Below are 19,448 nucleotides of genomic sequence, written 5' to 3' on the forward strand. Positions count from 1 at the left end.
AGGGCCGGGCTCCGGCGCAATCCGCGGACCGCGCCGCGACGCTTACTGCAACTTGATCTGCGCGCGCTCGATCACCGTCTTCCAGCGGTCGCGCTCGGTGCGGATCTGCTCGCCGAATTCCGCGGGCGTATTGCCCAGCGGGAACGCCCCCGTCTCTTCCATCTTGGCCGCGGTGGCGGGATCGCGAACCGCGCGGGCAAAGGCGTCGGCCAGCTTGTCGCGCACGTCGGCCGGCATGCCGGCCGGCCCCACCACGCCGTACCAGGCCGTCACGTCGTAATCCTTGTAGCCCTGTTCCGCGAACGTCGGCACGTCCGGCAGGCGCGGATTGCGCGCCGTGCCGGTGATCGCCAGCGCCTGCAGGTGATTGCTCTTCAGGTACGGCAGCGATGACGGGAAGTTGTCGAAGATCACCGGCACCACGCCGCCCACGGTGTCGGTCAGCGCGGGCGCGGAGCCGCGGTACGAGATGCTGTTCATCTTGCCGCCGATGATCTGCAGGAACCAGATCATGCCCAGGTCGTTCACACCGCCCGCGCCCGCATTCGCATAGCCGTCCTTGCCGGGATTGGCGCGCACGTACGTCACGAATTCGGCCAGCGTCTTGGCCGGGAACTTCGGATTCACGCTAAGGATGTTGGGGCTGGTCACCAGGTTGCTGACCGGCGTGAAATCCTTGACCGGGTCATAGGCCAGGTTGGGGAACAGATGCGGCGCGGTGCCGTGCGTGCTGACGGTGGCCAGACCCACCGTATAGCCGTCCGGCTTGGCGCGCGCCGTCGCAGTCATGCCGATCGTGCCGGACGCGCCCGTCCGGTTTTCGACCACGATCTGCTGGCCCAGGATCTCGCCCGCCTTGGCCGCGGCCACCCGGCCGACGATATCGGTGGGCCCGCCGGCCGGGAACGGCACGATCAGCGTGATGGGACGGTCGGGAAAGGCGGCGTGGGCCGCGGGCAGCGCGGCCGCCAGCGCCAGTGCGGCGCAAGTCTTGCGGAACATGATGGTTTGTCTCCTGTGGGGAAGCTGCTGTTGTTATGGAAGGGATTGTGCGGCGTCCGGGACGCGGCGCAGGATCTTGCCGGGGCGCGGCATGCCGGCTGCGGCCGGAAACACCTGCCGGCCATTGACCAGGACCTGCTCCACGCCGATGGAAGCCAGGGTGGGCTCTTCCCAGGTGGCGCGGTCCACGACGGTGTCGGCATCAAACACCACGATGTCCGCCCACGCGCCCACGCTGAGCTGGCCCCGCCCCGCCAGGCCGAAGACGCGGGCGGGCAAGGACGTCATCTTGGCCACCGCGGCCTCCAGCGTCACAAGCTGCGCCTCGCGCACATAGCGGCCCAGCACCCGCGTGAAGCTGCCCCACAACCGGGGATGCGGGTGCGCGTCGTTCGGCAGCCCGTCGGAGCCGACCATGCAGCACTCATGCTGGAAGATGCGGCGCACCTCGTCCTCGTCCATCGCGAAGTAGATCGCGCCGGCCGGGCACAGGCGCTCGGCCGCCGTGGTCTTGTCGCAGCCCCAGCGCGCCGCGATATCGCTGAGGTATTCGCCGCTGCACTCGGGGTGCGGCGTGGACCACGTGATGCGGATGTCGTCGATGGTCTCGGCGCGCTCCGGGATCAGGATGGTGGAGCTGCCCGGATAGGGATAGATGTCCAGCGCGACGTCCACGCCTTCGGCGCGCGCGCGGTCGATGTTGGCCAGCGTGGCGCGGCTCTTGCCCCAGTTGCGGGGCATCATGCACTTGTGGTGCGACAGCACCGTGGCGCAGCCGGTGCTGCGGCCGATAGCCAGCACTTCGTCCACCGCGGCCTCCACCTCGTCGCCTTCATTGCGGATATGGCTGGTGTGCATTGCGCCATGCGCCGCCGCGACGTGCGCCAGGCCTTCCAGTTCGGCCTGCCGCGCCATGCCGCCCGGCTGGTAGGCCAGGCCGGTGCTGAAGCCCACGGCGCCCGCTTCCAGGGCGTCCGCCAGCATGCGCTGCATCAGGGATTGTTCCTCGGCCGTGGGCTGCGCCGTCGGATCGCGCATGGCGGCCAGGCGCAGGTTGGCGTGGCCCACCAGGGCCGCCACGTTGATGACAGGCTGGCGCACGCGCAGCTCGTCAAAGTAGTCGCCCATGCTGTCGAACAGCGGGGTCTCGCCCAGCAGCGCCAGCGCCGCCGCGGTGTTGCCCGCCTGCGGCGCAGGCGCGCCGCTCACGCCACAGTTTCCAACCACGACCGAGGTAATGCCCTGGCTGGTCTTCCAGGCCAGATCGGGCTTTTCCACGAACATCAGGTCATCGTGGCCGTGCACGTCGATGAAGCCGGGCGCCACGATCCTGCCGGCGGTGTCCACGCGGCGCCGGGCGGGAACCGCCGATAGGTCGCCGATGGCCGCGATGCGCTCGCCCGCCACGCCCACGTCGGCGCGCCGCCGCGGGCCGCCCAGGCCGTCGATGAGCCAGCCGCCTTCGATGATGAGATCCAGATCGCCCTGCCGCATGATGCTTCCGCCTTGTTGAAGGCCGTAGTATCGTCCGGCGGATCAATCTGGAAAAATTGTTTTTATTGATCCATCAATCTCGTTTTGAAATGAATCGCCTGCCCAAGCACGTCACCCTGAAACACCTGACCGCCTTCGTCGCGGTGGCCCAGGAATCCAGCTTCACGCATGCGGCCAAACGCCTGTTCCAGACGCAATCGTCGGTGACCAGCCTGGTGCGCCAGCTGGAAGACGCGCTGGGCACGCAGCTCTTTGCGCGCACCAGCCGGCGCGTGCTGCTGACGCCGGCTGGCGAGGAATTCCTGCCGCGGGTCATGCGGCTGCTGGCGGATTTCGATGGCGTGATCGAGGACGTGGTGCGCTTTGGCGCGCTGGAGCGCGGACGCGTGGGCGTGGCGGCGGCGCCGTCGGCGATCACGCAGATCATCGCGCCGGCCGCCGCCGCGTTCTCGGCGCAGTACCCGGCGGTGCGCCTGTATCTCAGCGACGACAACTCCGGCCGCATCCAGCGCAAAGTGGCCGCGCGGGAAGTGGATTTTGGCCTGACCAGCCGTTGGGCCGACGCCCCCAGCCTGCAGTTCGACGCCCTGCTGGAAGACCGCTTCGGCGTGCTGTACCGCCAGGACGACGCCAGCTTGCGCCCAGGGCTCGACGGCGCGCTGCGCTGGACCGAGCTGTCCGGGCGCAAGCTGGTGGGGGTGGTGGACGAGACCGGCATCATGGCGCTGCTGCGCGCCCGCGCCGACCTGCCGATCGAGGCCGCCGCGCCGTTTTATGAAGCGTCCAGCACCACCTCGCAGGCCGCGCTGGTCAAGGCGGGCATGGGAGTAGCGCTGTTGCCCGCGCTGGCCGCGCAGCGGGTGCTGGAGCCCGGCCTGGCCTTTGCCCTGCTGGCGCGGCCGACGGTCGTGCGCACGGTGTGCATCATCCGCCACAAGGAATATCCCCTGAGCCCCGCCGCGCTGGCGCTGATCGGCGCCATTCACGAATACCTGCGGACGGCGGAACTGCCGGCGGGCTGCCGGCGCGTGCCAAAGCGCGCAAGGCCGAAGATCTGAGGCGCCGGAACTCAGCCCGCGCGCAGCTTCGCGTCCAGCGCGGCCAACCCGGCCGCGAAAACGCCCTGGCCAACTGCCGCCGCCACATCGCCCAGCTCCGCGCCTTCGACGCGGAAATCGGCCCACCACTGCACCAGGGTTCCGCCGCCTTCCGTAATGGGATGCAGCGACACGCCCGCGACGTAGTCGCGCATGGGCAGGTCGGTTTCGATGATGGAATAGCGCAGCGCCTTGTTGGGATCATCCAGCATCAACAGTTGCTCGCGCACGAAGCCCGACGGCTTGAGCGTCAGATGCCGCACGGAACCCACCGCGTCATGACGCCCGCCCTCTTCCAGCCTGCTCTGCGCAACGCCCGGATGCCAGCCGCCCAGGCCGTTGAAATCGCGGAACATGGGCCAGACCTTGTCCAGCGGGGCGTTGACGACGGCAGTGATGTGTACGGTATGCGGCATTGCGGGCTCCGGCGGACGCGGGACGCGTCGGATCAAGGAAAACTGCTAGCGGCAGTTGCGGGAAAGGCGGCTCAAAAAGTCAGGTTCTTGAACTCGCGCGTGGCGGCCGTGAGGGCCTGTTCAGTGGGCAGGCGCTCCATCGAGCTGGCGCCGTAGAAGCCATGGCAGTGCTTGCACGCGCGCAACACGTGGGCAGCGTCTTCGGGCGTGGCGATCGGGCCGCCGTGGCACAGCACGATGACGTCGGAGCGCACCGCCAGCGCCGCCTCGGCGATGCGGTCGATGGCGGCCACGCAGTCGTCCAGCGTCAGCGCGGTTTCCGCGCCGATGGACCCGCCGGTGGTCAGCCCCATGTGCGCAACGATGATATCCGCGCCCGCGCGGGTCATGGCCACGGCGTCGTCCTCGTTGAAGACGTACGGCGTCGTCAGCATGCCCTTCTTGTGCGCCAGGCGGACCATGTCCACTTCAAGCGCGTAGCCCATGCCGGTTTCTTCCAGATTGGCGCGGAAGTTGCCGTCGATCAGCCCAACGGTGGGGAAGTTCTGCACGCCGGCAAAACCCTGACGCTTCAGGTCGTCCAGGAACACGTCGAAGTCGCAGAACGGATCGGTGCCGTTCACGCCGGCCAGCACCGGCGTCTTCTTGACCACAGGCAGGACTTCGCGGCCCATGTCCACGACAATCTCGTTCGCGTTGCCGTAGGCCAGCAGGCCAGCGAGCGATCCGCGGCCCGCCATGCGGTAGCGGCCCGAGTTGTAGATCACGATCAGGTCGATGCCGCCCGCTTCCTCGCACTTGGCGGACAGCCCGGTGCCCGCGCCGCCGCCCACGATAGGCGTACGGGCGCGCACCATGGCGCGAAACTTGTCCAGCAGTTCGTTACGGTCAAAACGCGGCATGGCGGCAATCCTCAGTGTGCGGCAATTTCAAGAAAGTGTTCCACCGCCGTCTTGGCGAACAGCGGATCGTTGATATGGCAGGAAACGCGCACCAGGCGGCGGTCCGCAGTCTGGTGCAGGTTGGTTTCCAGCGCGGCGAACAGCGCTGCGTCGGCCTCGGGATCCCAGAACGCCTGGCCCGGCGCGTCCAGCGCCGACACGCCGCCTTCGGGAATCAGAAAGCGCACCGGGCCGTTGCACAGATTCAGGCGGCTGGCGATCCATTCGCCCTGCCGGGTGTTTTCTTCGGCCGTGGTGCGCATCAGCGTCACCTGCGGATTGTGCGGATAGAACTTGCGGCCGCGGTAGCGTTCGGGGACGGTGTCCATGGCGCCGAAATTCACCATATCCAGCGCGCCGCACGAACCTACATAGGGCGCGCCGCTGCGCGCCACGGCGCCGAAGCGGTCTTCGGTGCACGCCAGCACGCCGCCGAAGAGCAGATCGCAGACCTCGGTCGTGGTCAGGTCCAGCACGCCCGCCAAGAGGCGGCTGTCGAGCAGCTTTTCCATGGACTGCCCGCCCGTGCCCGTGGCGTGGAACACCAGGCAGTCGTAGCGGGATTCGAGCAGCGGAACGACCTGCTGCACGCAGGGCGTGGTGACGCCGAACATGGTGATGCCCACGGCGGGCTGGCCGTCGTCGGCGGTGGCGCTGGCGGCCTGGCGGAACGCCCCGCCGATGGCGCCGGCCGCATTGGCCAGCACGCGGCGCGAGATGCGGTTCAGGCCCGCCACGTCCGTCACGGAGTACATCATGGCGATGTCCGACGGGCCCACATAAGGAGCAACGTTGCCCGAGGCCATCGTCGACACCATCACCTTGGGCGTGCCGATCGGCAGCGCGCGCATGGCCGGCGTGATGAGGGCGGTGCCGCCCGACCCGCCCAGGCCCAGCAGCGCGCCGATTTCAGCATTGCCGGCGGCATAGCGTTCAAACGCCAGGGCCATGGCCGCGATAGCGGTGCCGCGGTCCCCGGTGAAGACCGCGCCGGCGCCCTCGGGGTGGCTGCGGGCGATCTCCTGCGCCGACACCTGGGCGGCGCTGGGCGCGCCCGAGGTCGACACGTCCACCGACACCACGTCCAGCCCGTCGCGCCTGAGCAGGTCCGCCACGTATTCGGCCTCGTGGCCCTTGGTGTCGTAGGTGGCGGCGACAAAGACCCGCTGCTTCGTATGCGTCATGACTCCTCCGCGGGCGGCTACACTCCGTGCGCGCCTCGATATGTGAGGCCAAAGGCCTGTAGAATCTAGAAATGAGACGAAAGAATCATACTGAGACACCTGTCTCACGTCAAACCCCGCCCTCCGCAAAAAAGGCGGCCTCCCCGGCCGCCGGAACCCGCCTGATCGCCCCCGCCAGCCGCCAGGCGGCAGCCAGCGGCGAGCCGCCGCACGGGCCACGCGCCCGCATGCGCAAAACGCTGCTGGAAGCCGCCCAGCGCCTGATGGCGCAAGGCGTCACGCCATCGGTCGCGGAACTGGCCGAACACGCGCAGGTGTCGCGGGCGACGGCCTATCGGTACTTCCCCAGCCAGAGCGCGCTGATCGCCGCCGTGGTGGACGAAAGCCTCGGCCCCATCCTGGCCTGGGACTCCGCCGCGCCGGACGCCGCCCAGCGCGTCGACGAACTACTGCGATTCGCCTATCCCCGGCTGGAAGCCCATGAAGCCCCGCTGCGCGCCGCCATCCAGGTGTCCCTGCAGCAACACGCCGAAGCCAGCGCCGGCAAGGCCGGCGCTGAACCCCGGCTGGTGCGCGGACACCGGGTCGACATCCTGAAGCGAGCCATCGCGCCGCTGGCGGCGGACCTGACGCCGGCGCAACAGGACCGCGTAGCGCAGGCCCTGTCGCTGGTCTACGGCACCGAGGTGTTCCTGGTGCTCAAGGACATCTGGAAACTGGACCTGAACGAAATCACCGGCGTGGTGCGCTGGACAGCCAACGCCATCATCAATCAAGCGATGGCCGAGGCCGCGTCAGAGAAAAAATAAGCCATCCGCAGCGGCTGACGCGCAGGTGTCATCCCCACGTCATTCCCGGCCCGCATAGTTCGGCGCTCCGCGGCAATGCCTTCCGCATGCCGTCATGACGTTGGAGTGCTTTTCAATGCAGTTCGAAGTATCCCGCCTGCGGCGGGCCATCATGCCCCTGTCGCTGGCTTGCGTCACCCTCCTCGCCGCCTGCGGCAGCGACGACGATGACGAAACCGCCCCGCAGCCCACGCCGCCGGTCGTGACCGACCCCACGCCGCCTGCCGAGCAGCCCAAGCCGGTCGAGACCGGCGCGTGGACCACGGGCGACCTGCACGTGCACACCTACCAGTCGGACGACGCCCAGGTCAGCCTGGAAAGCGCCCTGGATCAGGCCTTCGACCGCTACAAGCTGGACTGGGCCGCGATTTCGAACCACCTGCGGCTGTCGGCGCGCGACCACACCGGCGCGACGCTGGCGGGCGGCTCGATCCCGTTCTCGCAGGGCATAGCGCAGTACGAAGTGCCCTTCATCAAGCAGCAGCAGGCCGCGGGCCGCTACCCCGGCAAGATCATCTTCTCGTCGTTCGAATGGGACATGCCCACGCATGACCACGTCAACATCGGCATCGGCGTGGACGATCCGCTGTCGGCCAAGTCGATGGAGGCCGTGGCCGAGTTCGAATACCTGTTCACCAACCGCGACCCCAACCTGTTCGACCCGCTGCTGGTGTCGCGCCTGTCGGGCGAAACGCGCGCCTACACCACGCACGCCGATTCGCTGGCTGCGCTGCAGTGGCTGCGCGACAAGCACCCCGACAGCTACATGCTGCTGAACCACCCGTCGCGCTACGCCGCCAAGTACACGGCCGCGCAGCTGCGCGAGATGCACGACCTGGCGCCGGGCGTCTTCTTCGCCATCGAAGGCATGGTGGGCAACCAGATGGAACCGGACCGCGGCGGCTATGCCACGGCCTACACCACTGCGTTCCTGCCCAACCGCACCTACGGCGGCGTCGACTACCTGGTCGCTAACCTGGGCGGCACGTGGGACGCGCTGCTGGGAGAAGGACGCCGCATCTGGACCGTGGCCGATTCGGACTACCACTTCCGCACCGCCTCGGGCCTGTATAGCAGCGGCTACGCGCCCGGCGAATACGCCAAGACGCACGTCTGGAAGGACGGCGACGACATGGCGGCAGTGGTGGCGGGCCTGAAGAGCGGGCGCGTGTTCGGCGTGTTCGGCGATCTGATCGACGCGCTGGACTTCCAGGCGCAAGGCGCGGCCGGCGCCGTGCACATGGGCGGCGAGCTCAAGGCGGCCAAGGGCGAAAAGGTGGAAGTCACCATCCGCTTCCGCAGCCCCGAGCGCAACAACTATGAGTACCCGATCGAAAGCGGCAACCCCACCTACGTCAAGCCCACCGTGAACCACGTGGACCTGATCGTGGGCGACGTGGGCGCACGCGCCGCCGCCGGCACCGCGGCGTACGACAGCGACACCAACCCCACGACGCGCGTGCTGGCCCGCTACACCAGCGCCGACTGGACGGTGGACGACGAAGGCTACAACGTCATCAAGACCACCATCACCGCCGACAAGAGCCAGTACCTGCGCCTGCGCGGCACCAACCTGGGCGTGGATGTGGCCGGCGAAACCGCCGCGGGCGAACCGCTGCCCGACGCGAAGGTCGACTTCGCCGACAATGCGGCGCGCTTTAACGCGATCAACGCCCGCAACTACAACGACCTGTGGTTCTATTCGAACCCGGTGTTCGTGACGGTGGCGAACTAAGCGCCGGCGGCGCGCCGGTTCCGGCGCGCCGCATTCCGACGACACAAAAAAAGCCCGGCTTGCGCCGGGCTATCTGCCTTCTCGCTTACTGCAGCGTGCGGGTGAAGACGAACTGGCCGTCCTGCCAGTCCACCGGCACCACGTCGCGCGGACCGAACCTGCCTTCCAGGATCAGGCGCGCCACCGGGTTTTCGATCTGCTGCTGGATCGCGCGCTTCAAGGGGCGCGCACCGAACACCGGATCGAAGCCGGAGCGGGCCAGTTCCGCCAGGGCCGGTTCCGTGACTTCCAGCCGCATTTCCTGCCGTTCCAGGCGCTCGCCCAGGCGGCGAAGCTGGATGCGGGCAATGGACTCGATGTGCTGCGCTTCCAGCCCATGGAACACGACCACTTCGTCGATGCGGTTCAGGAACTCGGGCCGCAGCGTCTGCTTGAGCTCGTCCCAGACCACTTCCTTGACCACGTCGTACGGCTGGCCGGCAAGCGACTGGATATGGTGCGACCCCAGGTTGGACGTCATGACGATGACCGTGTTGCGGAAGTCCACGGTGCGGCCCTGGCCGTCGGTCAGACGGCCGTCGTCCAGCACCTGCAGCAGCACGTTGAAGACATCCGGGTGCGCCTTTTCCACTTCATCGAGCAGCACGACGCTGTAGGGCTTGCGCCGCACGGCCTCGGTCAGGTAGCCGCCTTCTTCGTAGCCCACGTATCCCGGCGGCGCGCCGATCAGGCGGGCCACCGAATGCTTCTCCATGAATTCGCTCATGTCGATGCGGATCATGTGCTCTTCGGAATCGAACAGGAACTCGGCCAGCGCGCGCGTCAGTTCGGTCTTGCCCACGCCGGTCGGGCCCAGGAACAGGAACGACCCATACGGGCGCGACGGGTCCGCCAAGCCAGCGCGGGAGCGGCGGATGGCGTCGGACACCAGGCGCACGGCCTCGTCCTGCCCCACCACGCGGCGGTGCAGGAACTCTTCCATGTTGAGCAGCTTTTCGCGTTCGCCCTGCATCATCTTGGACACCGGAATGCCGGTGGCGCGCGACACGACCTCGGCGATTTCCTCGGCGCCCACGCGGGTGCGCAACAGACGCGGACGGCTTTCGTCGCCTTCCGCGTTTTCCGCGGCCTCGGCGGCGCCCACTTCGGCGGCCTTCAGGCGCGCTTCCAGATCGGGCAGCTTGCCGTATTGCAGTTCAGCCAGCTTGTCGAACTGGCCCTTGCGCTGCAGTTCCGCCATTTCGGCGCGCACGCTGTCGATCTCTTCCTTGATGGCCTGGGTGCCCTGCACCGCGGCCTTCTCGGCCTTCCAGATTTCCTCGTAGTCGTTGTATTCGCGCTGCAGCTTTTCCAGCTCTTCTTCAATGACGGCCAGGCGGCGCTTGGACGCGTCGTCGGTTTCCTTCTTGACGGCCTCGCGCTCGATCTTGAGCTGGATGATGCGGCGGTCCAGCTTGTCCATCACTTCCGGCTTGGAGTCGATTTCCATGCGGATGCGGGCGCCGGCCTCGTCGATGAGGTCGATCGCCTTGTCGGGCAGGAAGCGGTCGGTGATGTAGCGGTGCGACAGTTCCGCCGCGGCCACAATGGCGGGGTCGGTGATTTCGACGCCGTGGTGGATTTCATAGCGTTCCTGCAGGCCGCGCAGGATGGCGATGGTGGATTCCACATCGGGTTCGTCGACCAGCACCTTCTGGAAACGCCGCTCCAGCGCCGCGTCCTTTTCGATGTACTTGCGGTATTCATCCAGCGTGGTCGCGCCGATGCAATGCAGTTCGCCGCGCGCCAGCGCCGGCTTGAGCATGTTGCCGGCGTCCATCGCGCCCTCGGCCTTGCCCGCGCCCACCATGGTGTGCAGCTCGTCGATGAACACGATGTTGCGGCCGTCGTCCTGGCCCAGCTCTTTGAGCACGGCCTTCAGGCGTTCTTCGAATTCGCCGCGGAACTTGGCGCCGGCCAGCAGGGCCGCCAGGTCCAGGGAGAGCACGCGCTTGCCGCGCAAGGTCTCGGGCACTTCGTCGTTGACGATGCGCTGCGCCAGGCCTTCGACGATGGCGGTCTTGCCCACGCCAGGTTCGCCGATCAGCACGGGGTTGTTCTTGGTGCGGCGCTGCAGGATCTGGATGGTGCGGCGGATTTCGTCGTCGCGGCCGATGACCGGATCCAGCTTGCCCTGGCGGGCGCGCTCGGTCAGATCCAGCGTGTACTTGGACAGGGCTTCGCGGTTGGCCTCGCCTTCCGCTCCGGAGACGTTCTCGCCCCCGCGCACGGCGTCGATGGCGGCTTCCAGGGCCTTCTTCTGCAGGCCCGCGTCGCGCAGGATGCGGCCGGCTTCACCCTTGTCGTCGGCCAGCGCAAGCAGGAAGAGTTCACTGGCGATGTAGGTGTCGCCGCGGCGCGCGGCTTCCTTGTCGGTGCGGGTCAGCACGCCCTGCAGGTCGCGGCCCACCTGGACGTTGTCTTCGCCCTGAACCTGAGGCAGGGACTTCATGGCGGTTTCCAGGGCCGGCCCCAGGCGGTTGACCGCTACGCCGGCGCGCGCCAGAAGGCTGCCGGCGCCGCTGTCGGCGTCGGACAGCAACGCGGACAGCACGTGCACGGGTTCGATGTAGGGGTGGTCGTTGCGGGCGGCCAGACTTTGCGCGTCGGCCAGGGCTTGTTGGAACTTGGTCGTGAGTTTGTCGAATCGCATAATGGTCGTAGTGGCTTGTGGGGAGCCTGACCGATACGTGCCGGCTGGCTCGATAACCTGAATATGTGGCCGGATGAGACAATTTCAACACCCGGCCGCCCTCATGGTCTTCTTCGACGTGCAGCAGCAAACTGAGCAATGAGCATATACGTTTTTGTATACGGAACCCTACGGGCCGGCGAAATCAATGACCTGGCCCGGGCCGCCGCCGCGCGGGGGCTGCCTCCGGCGCGCCATGTCGGGCCGGCCAGCGTGCCGGGCATGCTGGTGGACTTCGGCGACTGGCCCGGGCTGATCCCGGTGGACGACGGGCGGCGCGTGCGGGGCGACGTTTTCCAGGTGGAACCCGCCCTGATCGCGCTGATGGACGAAATCGAGGAATACCAGCCCGGCAAGCCCTGCTGTTTCGTGCGCCGGACCGTCCGCGCGCGGCTGGAGGCGCCGGGCCAAACCGGCGCGCTGGATTGCCAGTACTACCCCATAAATCCCGCCTTGCGGGCAGCCGCCGTCGACATCGCCGGAGACGACTGGATCGCCTACCGGATGGCCCGGAATCCGGGTTCCCGGACAACATCGGACTGCCCGTAAGACACCCGTAGTAACAACGGACTACAATAGACGCGAGTCTCATGCTTCACACCCGTTCCGGCGTCCGCCGCGCGACGGGCACCTCTAAAGGTCATCGTATGCAAAAACGGGTACCCATTGCCCCTGATGCCGCCCACTGCTCCACGTGTATGCTGGGCCACGTCTGCGTTCCCGTGGGCATGGCAGCCGCCGAAGTCGAAAAGCTGGACGAGCTGGTGAAAGAGCGTGTCCGCCTTGAAAAGGGCAAGACGCTGTACTCGCTGGACCACCCGCTGGACGCCGTGTATGGCGTGCGCTTCGGCAGCCTCAAGACGCAACTTGAAGACGCTACCGGCCAGATCCAGATCACCGGTTTTCACCTGCCTGGCGAAATCGTCGGCATGGACGGCATGCTCGATGGCAAGCACGTGTCCGCTGCCGTGGCGCTCGAAGACTCCGAGGTCTGCGTCATCCGCCTGAACGAAGTCGACCGCGTCGCCTCGCACCTGCCGTCGCTGCAGCAGCAATTTCGCCGCCTCATGAGCCGCGAAATCACGCGTTCGCACCAGATGCTGGCCTCGCTGGGCTCGATGCGCTCCGAGCAGCGCCTGGCGGCCTTCCTGCTGAACCTGTCGCAGCGCTATGCCTCGCTGGGTTACTCGTCCACCGAATTCGTGCTGCGCATGAGCCGCGAGGAAATCGGGAACTACCTGGGCCTGACGCTGGAAACGGTCAGCCGGCTGTTTTCGCGCTTCGCCCGTGACGGCCTCATCAAGATCAACCAGCGCGAGGTCCGCATCCTGGACCTGCCGGCACTCAAGCAACTGCTGGGCCACGAAGGCTGCTGAGCCTACGCCGCGCCATGCGTCGCGCGCCTGCAACCTCTGCGTCCCGGACCTGGCTGGCGCGCGGCTTGGCCGCGTCGCTGGTCGCCGCCCTGTTGGCGCCCCTGGGCGCGCGCGCCCAGACGCCCCTGCCCGATCCCTACGATTACGATGAAGCCACGCCCGCGCCCAAGCGGGCGGTGCCGCTGCGCTGGCAGGCAGTCGAACTGGGCAGGCCCGGCCACCGCTACAAGATGCCGGTCTACGCCAACCGCGACCTGACCAAGGACGACCTGCGCGGCATCAAGCACGTGCTCGTCGTCATCCATGGCGTCAAGCGCGACGCCGACCACTACTTCGAGACCGCCGCCGAACTCGTCGCGGCCAACCCCGCCCGCGCGCGCGACACGCTGGTGCTGGCGCCCCGCTTTTCGGGGTCGATCGACTCCGGATTCGGCGGCATGGCGGCGTGGCGCAAGGCTAGCTGGGAAGACGGCGCAGACAGCATCCAGGCGACGGGCCGGCCCGCACCGGTCAGTTCGTTCCAGGTGCTCGACGACCTTCTGCGCAGCCTGGACGACCGCAAGCGCCTGGCGTCCCTGGCGGGCATCGTGCTGGCGGGACATTCCGCCGGCGCCCAGCTCGTGCACCGCTACGCGGTACTGAACAACACGGACGGCGCGCTGCGCCGCGACGGTCTGACGCTGCGCTACGTCATCGCCAACCCGTCGTCCTACCTGTACCTGACCAACGAGCGCCCCCGCGCCGACGGCAAGGGCTACGCGCCGTACGAACGCGGCATCTGCCCCACCTACAACCAGTACAAGTACGGCACCGACAAGCTGCCCGCCTACGCCCGCGAAACCGACGACTCCCGGCTCTTCGTGCGCTACGCTGCGCGCGACGTGGTCTATCTGCTGGGCGGAGCCGACAACAACCCCGAGCATCGCCTGCTGGACAAGGCCTGCGGCGCGGAAGCCCAGGGCGCCACCCGCCTGGCGCGCGGCACGGGCTACGTGCAGTACGAGCACGTCCTCGCCGCCCGCGGCGCCAAATCCGTCCCCCTGCGCCACGCCAGCTTCGAAGTGGGCGGCGTGGGCCACGACAGCAAGCGCATGTTCGGGTCGATCTGCGGCGTGCGCGCGCTGCTGGGCGAAGACGCGCAGGCCGGCAGCACCGCCGCGGCCTGCGACATCATCAAGCCGCGCGGCAAGTAGGCGCCCGCCGACCGCGTGTTCGGCGCCTCCCGACAGCTCTTCGCCGGCCGCGCCCCGCCCCCTGCCGCCTAGGGAAACTCCGGAGTGATCCGGCTTGACATGGCGCTGCGGCAGGCCTAAAACTTAACCTCATGGTTAAGTTTAATGACGACATACTGGATGGCATCTTTTCGGCGCTGGCGGACAGCACGCGGCGCCGGGTGCTGGCGGACCTGGAGCAGGGATCGGCGTCCGTCAGCGCGCTGGCCCAGCCCCATGCGATGTCCCTGCCCGCATTCATGAAGCACCTGCGTGTGCTGGAAGACGCCGGTCTGATCGCCCGCGCCAAGGACGGGCGAGTCGTGAGCTGCACCCTGTCGCCCGAACCCATGCGCGCCGCCTCCGACTGGCTGGCCCGCTACGAAAAATTCTGGAACGGGCAACTGGATTCGCTGGCGCGGTATCTCTATCACCAAGAGGAAATCGACCCATGGCAACCCGACTCTCCCCCATCGAGCTCCGGCTCCAGCGGCGCTTCGACGCCCCCGTCGAACGCGTCTGGCGAGCCTGGACGGAACCGCAAGCGCTGATGCGCTGGTTTGGCCCCGGCGGCACGCGGCGCGTGCTGCTGGCCGAGACCGACGTGCGCACGGGCGGCGCCTACCAGGTGGGCTTCGTCACCGAAGACGGCCTCGAACACTACGCCAGCGGCCATTACCAGGAAGTGGAGCACCCGCGCCGGCTGGTGTTCACCTGGGCATGGCGCGACACGCCCGACGAAACCTCGTTGATCACCCTTGAATTCACCGCCGCAGGTACGGGCACCGAGCTTGCCTTCCTGCAAACCCCGTTTGTCGATCAAGCCACCCGCGACGGCCATGAGCATGGCTGGTCGGGCGCCTTCGACCGGCTGGCGGACCACCTGGCGAGCCCGGCCTGACGTTCCGCCGTTCGCCGCTGCCCGGGCCCGCCGGCCCGTTACGCAAAGGAGCCGTACGATGCAAACCGATCATCCCGTCGTATCCCGTCCGCAATGGAATCTGGCGCGCGATGCGCTGCTGCGGCGCGAAAAAGAGCTGACCCACGCCCAGGACGCCCTGGCCCGCGACCGCATGGCCCTGCCCTGGGTCAAGGTGGACAAGGCCTACCAGGTGCAGGATGCCCGCGGGGCGCATGGCCTGGACCACCTGTTCCAGGGCAACAGCCAGCTCATCGTCTATCACTTCATGTTCAGTCCCGATTGGGAGGACGGCTGCGTGGGCTGCTCGTTCCTGGCCGATCACATGGACAGCGCCCTGATGCACCTGCGCCACCACGATATCTCCGTCGTGGCGGTATCGCGCGCACCCTACGCCCGTCTGGCCGCGTTCAAGCAGCGAATGGGCTGGGACTTCGATTGGTACTCGTCCGAGGGTTGCGACTTCAATTTCGACCTGGGCGCGTCCGTGGCCAAGGCCGACGGCGACGTCGAGGAGCGCTCGGGCGCCAGCGCCTTCTTCCGCGATCCTGACGGCGAGATCTTCCACACCTATTCGACCTTCGAGCGCGGCGTGGAGCGCCTGGCGGGCGCCTACAACTACCTGGATATCGCCCCGCTGGGCCGCAACGAGCACGGCCCGCACTTCAACCTGGGCGACTGGGTGCGCCACCATGACCGCTACGGCGACACCGCGCGCAAAGCCTGCCACGCCCAGGCTTAAGCGGCTGCCGTCCGGCGGGGGCATGGCGGGCCTGTGGCTGGCCTGCATGGCGGCGATGGCCGCCGGCCTGCTGGTGGATACGTGGCGCATCCCCGCGGCACTGCTGGCCAGCGAATGCGGCGCGCCAGGCACGCTGGCGCAAATGGCGTGGCGGCACGCGGCGCTGATGCCCGCCAGCACGGGCGCGATGACCCTGGCGGCGCTGCTGCCCTGGCCCAAGCCGCAGGCGGCCGCGCCGCTGGCGACGCGCGCGATGTGCGCGGCGCTCATGGCGGTTGGCATGGTGCTGGGCGCGCGCCTTGGCATCGAGACCGCGCAATCGCTGGGCGGAGCGCCCTTTGGCAGGATGGTGCTGGGCATGGCGGCGGGCATGGCCGCCGCGTTGCTGCCCTTGGGCGCGCTTAGCGCCTGGCGCCGGTAAGCGGGCGCACGGGCGCAGGCGGCTCGGCCTCGATCGGCGCGGCCCCGGGCGCCTGGATTTCCAGCGCGGAGGCCGCCTGCGCCACGCACGGCAGGATCCAGCCCTCTTCCTTTTCGTCGCGCGACAGGCCGGGCCACTCGATGCCGTAAACCACCGAGCCGTCCAGCATCAGGCACATGCAGGCGCGGCAGGTGCCGTTGCGGCAAGAGCTGGGCAGCTTGATGCCGGCCGCCTGCGCCGCCAGCAATAGCGGCGTGCCGGCAGGCGCGTCAAAGCGCACGCCGGACGGCTGGATGAGGACGGGATGGGCGGCCATGCCGGCGAAATGCGCTGCGCAATCCGCTCAGGCGGCGCTGTCGCGCCAATCCAGCTTCCAGGCGCCGGACAGCACGTTCTGCATCCACAGCACGCAGGTCAGCGTCTTGGCGTCGGTCACCTCGCCCTTGCTGCAGGCTTGGATCAGCTCCGCCGGCTGCGCGCTGATGACATCCAGGAACTCGTCCTGGTCGAGCTGGCGCGGCCCTGCGCGCAGGCCGCGCGCAAAGTAGATGTGGATGATTTCGGTGGAATAGGCGATGGCCAGGTGCAGGGCGCCGGCATGCGCCCACTGGTCCGCGGTGTAGCCCGTTTCCTCAAGCAGTTCGCGCTTGGCGCAAACCAGCGGGTCTTCGCCCGGATCGAGCTTGCCCGCGGGAAACTCGGTCATGACGCGCCCGATGGGGTAGCGGAACTGGCGTTCCAGCAGGACGCGCCCGTCGTCCAGCAGCGGGATCACCACCACCGCCCCCGGATGCACCACGTACTCGCGGATGCCAGTGTTGCCGTTGGGCAGGCTGACGGTGTCGCGGCGAATCTTCAGGAAACTGCCGTCGTACGACGCTTCGCTGGTCAGCAGCGTTTCGACGAGATGAGTATCGGTTGGGCGGGTCATGAGGGCGTCTGGATCTGGGAAAACGGCGGGGCGGCGGACCGCCCCGGGCACGCCTGGCAGCTTACCATCGGCCCGCCGGGATACGCTCAGCCGAACTTGCGCGCGGCGTCCAGCGCCAGGCCGGCCCCGATGCTGCCGAACAGGTCGCCTTCCACGCTGCGCGCGGAGGGAGCCAGCGCGGACACGGTCTCGCGCAGGCGCGGCACGCGGCTGGAACCGCCGGTGAAGAACACCGTGTCCACGTCCGCCGTCGACACCCCGGCGTCGCGCAGCAACTGGCCGACCGTGGCCTCGACCTTTTCGATCAGGCGGCCGACGCAGGCGTCGAACGACGGGCGCGTCACGTCCACGCCCAAGTCCGGCGCAACGCGCGACAGGTCGATGCGCGCGGCGGGCGATTCGGACAGCGCGATCTTGGCCTCTTCGACCTGCACCGCCACCCAGTGGCCGGCGCGTTCCTTGACCAGATTGAGCAGCAGGTCGATCTTTTCGCGGTCGCCGGCCTCGGCGCGGATGTAGGCGAAGTGTTCGGCCGCCTTGCGCGTGTAGGCCTGGTTGATCGTGTGCCAGCAGGCCAGGTTGCCGTACTGGGTCGAAGGCACGTCCTTACCGCTGCGCAACTGGCTGCCCAGCCCCAGCAGGGGCATAACGTGCGCCAGGCTCAACTGCTTGTCGAAATCCACCCCGCCGATGTGCACGCCGCCATAGGCGAGGATGTCGTCCCGGCGGTCGGGCCGGCCGGCGCGGCCGGGGCCCAGGCGGATCAGCGAGAAGTCCGAGGTGCCGCCGCCGATGTCGATGACCAGCACCAGCTCTTCGCGGTCGATCTGCGATTCGTAGTCGAACGCGGCGGCCAGCGGCTCAAACTGGAACTCGATATCCGTGAACCCTACGCTGCGCGCGATTTCTTCCAGCGTGTCCTGGGCGGTCTGGTCGGCGGCTTTATTGTCGTCCACGAAAAACACCGGCCGGCCCAGCACGGCCCGCGTGAAGCCGCGCCCCGCCGCGGTCTCGGCGCGCGCCTTGAGTTCGGCGATGAAGCGCGTCAGCAGCACGCGAAAGGGAATGGAGCGGCCCTGGACTTCCGTCGAACCGTCGATCAGCGAACTGCCCAACAGGCTCTTCATGGAGCGCATCAGGCGTCCGTCGTAGCCCGCCAGGTAATCGGAGATGGCCGCGCGGCCGTAGCTGACCTCGGCGTCTTCGTCATGGAAGAAGATGGCCGATGGCAAGGTGGTCTTGCCGTCTTCCAGCGCCAGCAGCGCGTGCTGGTCGGGACGGCTCCAGCCGACGGTGGAATTGGAGGTGCCGAAGTCGACGCCGCATGCGGTGGAAATCATGGGAATTCAGGGGCTGGAAGCAAAACGGCGCACAAGTGTACCCGCTTCCACTCCGCCCCCGTATTCCCCCGGGGGGATGGCGCGCCTATTGCTGCTGGCGGCGCTGCTCGAGCTGTCTCATGCACGCATCCAGGCCGGCCTGCATCTGCGCATTGGACACGGCGGCGCGGTCCGACACCTGGCGGCAGCGGGCGAATTCGGCCTGGCTTTCCGGCGTATCGCGCACCACCACCGGCGGAGATTCCGGTGTGACCGTCATGCGCAGCGTCGACGGCGGCGACAGGCTGCCATCGCGGGAAGGGAACTGGATTTCCTGGGTGGCGGGCGCGGCGTTCTGGGCCTGTGCGGCGCCGGCCCCGCACAGGGCGGCAAGCAGGATGGCGGAAATGTAGCGTTTGTTCATGGCGACCTCTGTTCGATGAGCCTGCGTCCGTAAGCGGGGCCGATGGCCTGCCCCGGGGCGCGCCGCCATATCGTAGCCCCAGCCGCCGCCCGTCGTCGTGCCAAGACGCTACACGAATCCCGCCAGTTGTTTCCTGCGGTTTCGCGCCCTGGGCTTATGGCGCGCGCCGGTTCTTGCGCAAGGGGTCCAGCAGCGAAGACAGGCCGTTGTGGTCAAGTTCATGCATCAGGGCCAGCAGGCGCCCTAGCTCCCCGGGCGGAAAGCCCTTGCGCGCGAACCACGCCAGATAGGGCCCCGGCAGGTCGGCGATCAGCCGCCCCTTGTACTTGCCGAAAGGCATGTCGCGCGTCACCAGAAGGGATAACAGTTCAGGATCCATCGTATTCAGCGCGGCGCGCCGCCGGCAAAGAGATCGGCGGCGGGCACGGCGGCGATCTTCACGCCGAAGCTGGAAATCGCCGGCAGCGTGGCGTTGTGGTGCGCCCGGATCAGCGCGCCGGCCGCGCGGGCGCGATCGGCCAGCGCGTTGATCCGGGCCAGGACTTCGGTGGCCTCAAAGGGCGGCGGCGACGTTTCGAACAGCGCGCGCTGGACGTCGATCACGATAAGGGCGGATGTCATGGGGTTTCCGTAAGGCGGATCGCAGCGAGTCTACCG

Annotated in this window: 22 protein-coding genes; 10 read left to right on the forward strand and 12 right to left on the reverse strand. The window is 68.0% G+C overall.

Annotation, left to right across the window (positions count from 1 at the left end):
• Positions 1-42 precede the first annotated feature (42 nt).
• Positions 43-1,002, reverse strand: coding sequence for a tripartite tricarboxylate transporter substrate binding protein BugE (locus KYC_RS07605; RefSeq protein WP_008160612.1), 960 nt, complete (start codon positions 1,000-1,002; stop codon positions 43-45).
• 33 nt (positions 1,003-1,035) lie between these two features.
• Positions 1,036-2,496 carry an N-acyl-D-amino-acid deacylase family protein gene (locus tag KYC_RS07610; RefSeq protein ID WP_008160614.1) on the reverse strand — a complete coding sequence of 487 codons (1,461 nt, stop codon included), beginning with the start codon at positions 2,494-2,496 and terminating at the stop codon, positions 1,036-1,038.
• Between the two features lie 89 nt (positions 2,497-2,585).
• Between KYC_RS07610 and KYC_RS07615 the strand changes: the two genes are divergently transcribed.
• Positions 2,586-3,554, forward strand: coding sequence for a LysR family transcriptional regulator (locus tag KYC_RS07615; protein ID WP_008160617.1), 969 nt, complete (start codon positions 2,586-2,588; stop codon positions 3,552-3,554).
• A gap of 11 nt (positions 3,555-3,565) precedes the next feature.
• Here KYC_RS07615 and KYC_RS07620 read toward each other — a convergent pair whose 3' ends face one another.
• From KYC_RS07620 to KYC_RS07630, 3 genes are all read right to left on the reverse strand, one after another.
• Positions 3,566-4,009, reverse strand: a complete 444-nt coding sequence (locus tag KYC_RS07620) for an SRPBCC family protein (RefSeq protein WP_008160620.1) — start codon at positions 4,007-4,009, stop codon at positions 3,566-3,568.
• A 71-nt stretch (positions 4,010-4,080) separates the two neighbouring features.
• Complete coding sequence (locus tag KYC_RS07625; protein ID WP_008160622.1) at positions 4,081-4,911, reverse strand: phosphoenolpyruvate hydrolase family protein; 831 nt, start codon at positions 4,909-4,911, stop codon at positions 4,081-4,083.
• Between the two features lie 11 nt (positions 4,912-4,922).
• The gene (locus tag KYC_RS07630) at positions 4,923-6,134 is read right to left on the reverse strand and encodes a Tm-1-like ATP-binding domain-containing protein (RefSeq protein WP_008160625.1); all 1,212 of its coding nucleotides are present in this window, start codon (positions 6,132-6,134) and stop codon (positions 4,923-4,925) included.
• A gap of 161 nt (positions 6,135-6,295) precedes the next feature.
• Between KYC_RS07630 and KYC_RS07635 the strand changes: the two genes are divergently transcribed.
• Both KYC_RS07635 and KYC_RS07640 read left to right on the forward strand, forming a co-directional pair.
• Positions 6,296-6,943: a TetR/AcrR family transcriptional regulator gene (locus KYC_RS07635; protein ID WP_043517856.1), complete on the forward strand. Its 648-nt coding sequence runs from the start codon at positions 6,296-6,298 to the stop codon at positions 6,941-6,943.
• A gap of 115 nt (positions 6,944-7,058) precedes the next feature.
• Positions 7,059-8,717 (forward strand): CehA/McbA family metallohydrolase domain-containing protein, encoded by a 1,659-nt coding sequence (locus KYC_RS07640; protein WP_008160630.1) that lies wholly within the window; start codon positions 7,059-7,061, stop codon positions 8,715-8,717.
• Between the two features lie 85 nt (positions 8,718-8,802).
• On the opposite strand, the gene clpB is transcribed toward KYC_RS07640, so the two are convergent.
• Positions 8,803-11,409 (reverse strand): ATP-dependent chaperone ClpB, encoded by a 2,607-nt coding sequence (clpB, locus tag KYC_RS07645; RefSeq protein ID WP_008160632.1) that lies wholly within the window; start codon positions 11,407-11,409, stop codon positions 8,803-8,805.
• A 138-nt stretch (positions 11,410-11,547) separates the two neighbouring features.
• Between clpB and KYC_RS07650 the strand changes: the two genes are divergently transcribed.
• The 7 genes from KYC_RS07650 (at position 11,548) to KYC_RS07680 (ending at position 16,117) form a co-directional block, all read left to right on the forward strand.
• Positions 11,548-11,997, forward strand: coding sequence for a gamma-glutamylcyclotransferase family protein (locus tag KYC_RS07650; protein ID WP_008160634.1), 450 nt, complete (start codon positions 11,548-11,550; stop codon positions 11,995-11,997).
• Between the two features lie 98 nt (positions 11,998-12,095).
• The gene (locus tag KYC_RS07655; RefSeq protein ID WP_008160637.1) at positions 12,096-12,824 is read left to right on the forward strand and encodes a helix-turn-helix domain-containing protein; all 729 of its coding nucleotides are present in this window, start codon (positions 12,096-12,098) and stop codon (positions 12,822-12,824) included.
• 14 nt (positions 12,825-12,838) lie between these two features.
• Positions 12,839-14,017, forward strand: a complete 1,179-nt coding sequence (locus tag KYC_RS07660; protein ID WP_043517842.1) for a hypothetical protein — start codon at positions 12,839-12,841, stop codon at positions 14,015-14,017.
• 131 nt (positions 14,018-14,148) lie between these two features.
• Positions 14,149-14,586, forward strand: coding sequence for an ArsR/SmtB family transcription factor (locus tag KYC_RS07665; RefSeq protein ID WP_008160640.1), 438 nt, complete (start codon positions 14,149-14,151; stop codon positions 14,584-14,586).
• The gene (locus KYC_RS07670; RefSeq protein WP_043517844.1) at positions 14,487-14,936 is read left to right on the forward strand and encodes an SRPBCC family protein; all 450 of its coding nucleotides are present in this window, start codon (positions 14,487-14,489) and stop codon (positions 14,934-14,936) included. The genes KYC_RS07665 and KYC_RS07670 overlap by 100 nt, the downstream gene beginning before the upstream one ends.
• A gap of 58 nt (positions 14,937-14,994) precedes the next feature.
• On the forward strand, positions 14,995-15,696 hold the full coding sequence (locus tag KYC_RS07675) for a DUF899 domain-containing protein (RefSeq protein WP_008160645.1): 702 nt from the start codon (positions 14,995-14,997) through the stop codon (positions 15,694-15,696).
• A 22-nt stretch (positions 15,697-15,718) separates the two neighbouring features.
• Positions 15,719-16,117 carry a hypothetical protein gene (locus KYC_RS07680; RefSeq protein ID WP_008160648.1) on the forward strand — a complete coding sequence of 133 codons (399 nt, stop codon included), beginning with the start codon at positions 15,719-15,721 and terminating at the stop codon, positions 16,115-16,117.
• Here KYC_RS07680 and KYC_RS07685 read toward each other — a convergent pair.
• The 6 genes from KYC_RS07685 to KYC_RS07710 all read right to left on the reverse strand — a co-directional run bounded on the left by KYC_RS07685 (position 16,098) and on the right by KYC_RS07710 (position 19,412).
• The gene (locus tag KYC_RS07685; RefSeq protein WP_008160650.1) at positions 16,098-16,433 is read right to left on the reverse strand and encodes a 2Fe-2S iron-sulfur cluster-binding protein; all 336 of its coding nucleotides are present in this window, start codon (positions 16,431-16,433) and stop codon (positions 16,098-16,100) included. The two genes, KYC_RS07680 and KYC_RS07685, sit on opposite strands and share 20 nt — an antisense overlap.
• Before the next feature lie 27 nt (positions 16,434-16,460).
• Positions 16,461-17,048, reverse strand: a complete 588-nt coding sequence (locus KYC_RS07690) for an NUDIX domain-containing protein (RefSeq protein ID WP_008160652.1) — start codon at positions 17,046-17,048, stop codon at positions 16,461-16,463.
• Positions 17,049-17,134: 86 nt separating this feature from the next.
• Positions 17,135-18,388, reverse strand: a complete 1,254-nt coding sequence (locus tag KYC_RS07695) for an Hsp70 family protein (RefSeq protein ID WP_008160654.1) — start codon at positions 18,386-18,388, stop codon at positions 17,135-17,137.
• 85 nt (positions 18,389-18,473) lie between these two features.
• The gene (locus tag KYC_RS07700) at positions 18,474-18,791 is read right to left on the reverse strand and encodes a hypothetical protein (protein WP_008160657.1); all 318 of its coding nucleotides are present in this window, start codon (positions 18,789-18,791) and stop codon (positions 18,474-18,476) included.
• A 154-nt stretch (positions 18,792-18,945) separates the two neighbouring features.
• Complete coding sequence (locus KYC_RS07705; RefSeq protein ID WP_008160660.1) at positions 18,946-19,170, reverse strand: DUF3820 family protein; 225 nt, start codon at positions 19,168-19,170, stop codon at positions 18,946-18,948.
• 5 nt (positions 19,171-19,175) lie between these two features.
• Positions 19,176-19,412 carry a cysteine hydrolase family protein gene (locus KYC_RS07710; protein ID WP_008160661.1) on the reverse strand — a complete coding sequence of 79 codons (237 nt, stop codon included), beginning with the start codon at positions 19,410-19,412 and terminating at the stop codon, positions 19,176-19,178.
• Positions 19,413-19,448: the final 36 nt, after the last annotated feature.

The organism is Achromobacter arsenitoxydans SY8 (genome assembly GCF_000236785.1).
Lineage (GTDB): Bacteria > Pseudomonadota > Gammaproteobacteria > Burkholderiales > Burkholderiaceae_B > Achromobacter > Achromobacter arsenitoxydans.